This is a genomic window from Citrobacter sp. VF227 (assembly GCF_052950715.1).
The window spans coordinates 1-255 of sequence record NZ_JBRFVF010000748.1 but is presented as its reverse complement, the minus strand read 5'-3'; the positions used below and the strand labels follow the sequence as shown (position 1 = coordinate 255).

The following is a 255-nucleotide window of genomic DNA, read 5'->3' as shown; positions in this document are numbered from 1 at the left end:
CGCCCATCGACATCCAGCCGCCAATCAATACCGCTGCGGCTTCGCCGGGAAGACCAAAAAGACCCATTAGCGGTGCGAACACCATACCAAGCCCTTTCAGCGCGCCGGTAATCTCCAGCGCTTTGATTATGATAAACGCCATCACCACGTTTGGCAGAGTGCTGGTTGTCGCAATATTCCAGCCTTTACGGGCCCCTTCGACAAAAACATCAGTAATAACCGGATTAGAGGTTGGTGCGCTCATGATGCTTCTCC

1 protein-coding gene is annotated in these 255 nt (G+C 53.3%); it reads right to left on the bottom strand.

Annotation, left to right across the window (positions count from 1 at the left end):
• Nucleotides 1-244, bottom strand: a 244-nt coding sequence (locus ACU8YC_RS28815) for a nucleoside recognition domain-containing protein (protein ID WP_446896487.1), incomplete at its 3' end; no start/stop codon positions are given.
• Nucleotides 245-255 lie beyond the last annotated feature (11 nt).